The sequence below is a fragment of the Stygiolobus sp. CP850M genome (assembly GCF_037389425.1).
Classification (GTDB): Archaea; Thermoproteota; Thermoprotei_A; order Sulfolobales; family Sulfolobaceae; genus Stygiolobus.
This window is the reverse complement of sequence record NZ_JBBHKR010000085.1, coordinates 1-2,558: the sequence shown is the minus strand read 5'-3', so window position 1 is coordinate 2,558 and position 2,558 is coordinate 1. Positions and strand designations below refer to the sequence as shown.

The 2,558-nt window shown below is 39.8% G+C and carries 4 protein-coding genes and 1 pseudogene; 1 reads left to right on the top strand and 4 read right to left on the bottom strand.

The genetic code is table 11. The features are described 5' to 3' along the window. From WIW89_RS13640 to WIW89_RS11095, 4 genes and pseudogenes are all read right to left on the bottom strand, one after another. Window positions 1-149, bottom strand: a pseudogene (locus tag WIW89_RS13640) (DUF1641 domain-containing protein); the annotation flags it as partial. Between the two features lie 12 nt (window positions 150-161). Continuing rightward, entirely contained in the window at window positions 162-539 is a 378-nt protein-coding gene (locus WIW89_RS11105) for a DsrE family protein (RefSeq protein WP_337720819.1), read from the bottom strand. A gap of 5 nt (window positions 540-544) precedes the next feature. Then, entirely contained in the window at window positions 545-1,699 is a 1,155-nt protein-coding gene (locus WIW89_RS11100) for an NAD(P)/FAD-dependent oxidoreductase (protein WP_337699954.1), read from the bottom strand. A 5-nt stretch (window positions 1,700-1,704) separates the two neighbouring features. Further along, the gene (locus WIW89_RS11095; RefSeq protein ID WP_156004804.1) at window positions 1,705-1,938 is read right to left on the bottom strand and encodes a sulfurtransferase TusA family protein; all 234 of its coding nucleotides are present in this window, start codon (window positions 1,936-1,938) and stop codon (window positions 1,705-1,707) included. 191 nt (window positions 1,939-2,129) lie between these two features. Between WIW89_RS11095 and WIW89_RS11090 the strand changes: the two genes are divergently transcribed. Next, entirely contained in the window at window positions 2,130-2,537 is a 408-nt protein-coding gene (locus tag WIW89_RS11090; RefSeq protein WP_337709072.1) for a rhodanese-like domain-containing protein, read from the top strand. The last annotated feature ends 21 nt before the right edge of the window (window positions 2,538-2,558 follow it).

The following is a 2,558-nucleotide window of genomic DNA, read 5'->3' as shown; positions in this document are numbered from 1 at the left end:
AGAGTGTCCAGTGCACCGCTCTCCTTAAGCTGAGTCACTACCTTTAGAGTCTCATTAAGAGCTGGTAGGTGGTCTATTAGTTCTGCAATCTCGTCAACTTTCTTCTCATCTATCTTACTCATTACTTTTTCTAAGTTAATGTCCTGCATAGTTCCCTCTCCTCACCATACAGATATTATCTGGCCTTCTTCAACTTCCATTTGAAAGCTCGTAATCCCTACAATGTCATCAACCACGTCGTTATACTGCTCTTTCTCTATACCGAACAATTTACTGGCGTAAGAGCATGCATAAACTTTCAATCTACCGCTCTTCTTAGCCTTTCTGTAAAACCCCATCAAATCTTCATTTGATGCTTTCTTTGACGTTTCATCGCTAATTTTTATTTCTGGGTTTTCCTTTACAAACGCTTTTACGGCATCCATTGTTGCAAATATTACTACTTCATCTCCCATACTAGTTGATATGACACTCCACATCCCGGCAAAAAGTACTTTAGAAAGTTCATTACTTCCAAGAACTATTCCCACCTTTGCCATTATGCTCACACTATCGCCTTCGCTGTTACTGTCCAGTATAGCTTATTGTATAATATCTTACCCCACCAGTGGACATATGAAGGTGGCGGTGGAATCGGTGGGTTATTATAGTTAAACCTTATGTATGTCGCTTGATCTAGTCCGGTAGCAATGTAACAGAATACTGAACCATCATACATCTTCTTCTGTTTAATTCCTCTTATGTCATTTACAATGTTTGCTGTTACCACATAGGATTCGAAGTCCGCAGTAGAACCAGCCTTTGATATGGGAATATCTGTAGTATCACCGATCACGTAGACATTTGAATACCCCTTCATTTGCAGAGTGAACTTGTCGGTCGGTACCCAATTCCTCTTGTCACCGATACCGGAGTCACCTATTACTTTAGCACCTACGTGTGGTGGTACTCCTAACAGTAAGTCGAACTTAAGTTTCTCTCCCTCTTGTGACTCTATTATCTTCTCCTTAGGATCGACTCTGGTTACCGTGAATGGAGATATTATTTCAATTCCTCTCTCTTTGAATATCTTTATCATTAGGTCGTTTGTGGACTTTATGCCGAAGACTCCTTGGATTGGGTAAGTATAGATTATTCTAGTCTTGTCCCTTATTCCTATCCGCCTCGTCCAGTCCTCAAACATTAAAGTCATTTCCAGAGGTCCTACGGGACATTTGTGTGGTAGTCTAGCCACATTAATAACCACTGTACCACCTTGGAATTGCTGAACGGCTTCCCTCATTTTCAAAGCGTCATCATAACTCCACGGAGTGTATTCAGCCTCTCTTAAGCCCGGTATTTCGTCCCAATTTAAATGAGAGCCAGTCGCTATAACTAAGTAGTCGTAAGTGTGTTTCACTCCGTCAGCTGTCACTACCGTGTTATTAGCAGGGTCTATCTTGGTTATTTCTCCCTTCTCGCCGTGAAGGAACTTAACCCTATCATCGAGTAAATCCCTTTCGTTCTTTATTATCTCTGTAGGTTCTACCAGACCCATACCTACGAAGACTTGGCCAGGCTGATACACATGCCTATCGGATTTATCTATGACTACTAATTCTACCTCTCCTTTTCCTATTTCCGGTGATAATGCTTTAACCAGTCTATTGGCTACTATTGTCCCAGCTATTCCTCCACCGGCTATAATTATCCTCTTCATGACCCTCACTTCTGAATAATTAGTTTGAACTTGTTTCCCTCTTTCGTTTCACTTACTACCTTGTATCCCTTCTTAGTCACCCATGCAACCACATCTTTCTTTGTTGCTTCATCTCCTAGAATGACTTCTACTGCCTCTCCCACTCCGATTTCATCCATAACTCCAGAAAGTTCCCCTATTGGACCAGCACATGAAGTTCCAGTTAAGTCAAGACTTTTTTGGATTTTGTAGGAGGACATATCCCTCACTATATTGTTAAATATTTTTCGGATATATATGTTTTTATTAAAATTCTTCTTATTTTTAGTAATTTGAAAAGAAACTAACACTTGAATTAACAAAAAGAATGATTAAAAACGGAAAATTTGTGTAAAATTCATTTAGAATAAAAAAATTTAAGCTACTTTAACATAGTTAAAGTGGAGTTAAGATGAGAGTCAATGAGGAGTATTCATCACCGTATTATCCACACATTGTTGATGTATTCCCTTCCGTAGCGAGAAAAATGTGGAAGAAAAACAAAGTGCTAATTCTCGATATAAGGACTCCTATGGAGTATGAAGACCATCACATCCCTGGTGCTTTGCTCGTCCCAATGGATTACCTTGATGTTTTGTTACATAAGATCCCCCACAAAGAGATTGCGGTATTTTGTGAACACGGTAACAGAGCGAGATATGCCACGTACGGAATGCCAGACTTATGGAAAGGTAGAAAGGTATACTACGTCATAGGTGGAATGGCAGGATGGATGGGAATGGGGTACGAGGTTGAAAGCGGAATTGATGAAAATGGAGTCAAATGGCAGAAATGGCTAGAGGAACTTACAAACTCTTGAATTTTAAGAATGTATTTTTAA

What these genes read in the sequence shown, in the direction of transcription:
- WIW89_RS11095 (WP_156004804.1), bottom strand. Translation starts at nt 1,938, where the DNA reads ATGTCCTCCTACAAAATCCAAAAAAGTCTTGACTTAACTGGAACTTCA.
- WIW89_RS11090 (WP_337709072.1), top strand. Translation starts at nt 2,130, where the DNA reads ATGAGAGTCAATGAGGAGTATTCATCACCGTATTATCCACACATTGTT.
- WIW89_RS11105 (WP_337720819.1), bottom strand. Translation starts at nt 539, where the DNA reads ATGGCAAAGGTGGGAATAGTTCTTGGAAGTAATGAACTTTCTAAAGTA.
- WIW89_RS11100 (WP_337699954.1), bottom strand. Translation starts at nt 1,699, where the DNA reads ATGAAGAGGATAATTATAGCCGGTGGAGGAATAGCTGGGACAATAGTA.